Annotated in this window: 1 protein-coding gene; it reads left to right on the forward strand. The window is 65.8% G+C overall.

Annotated elements, in window-relative coordinates:
- The coding region (locus tag U5A57_RS41550; protein WP_321918149.1) for an alpha/beta family hydrolase at nt 1–228 on the forward strand (228 nt) is incomplete at its 5' end.
- Nucleotides 229–269: the final 41 nt, after the last annotated feature.

The raw sequence follows: 269 nt of genomic DNA on the forward strand, positions 1-269 counted from the left end.
ATTCTCTTCCTGCAGGGCACGCGCGACAAGCTGGCCGAGCTTCCCCTGCTGAGGTCGGTCGTCGAGACGCTGGGGCCACGCGCCACGCTGCATGTGGTGGACGACGCAGATCATTCGTTCCACGTGCGCGCGTCCTCCGGCCGGACCGACGCGGAGGTCGTGCTCGAACTGGCACGGACGATGTCGGCGTGGTTCTTCGCCGAAGGAGAGTTCGTGCCCGTTACCTGAGCAAGCGCAGGAATGCTTGTAGCAGAGTCGGGACGGCGAGC

The organism is Paraburkholderia sp. J11-2, assembly GCF_905220185.1.
Taxonomy (GTDB): Bacteria; Pseudomonadota; Gammaproteobacteria; order Burkholderiales; family Burkholderiaceae; genus Paraburkholderia.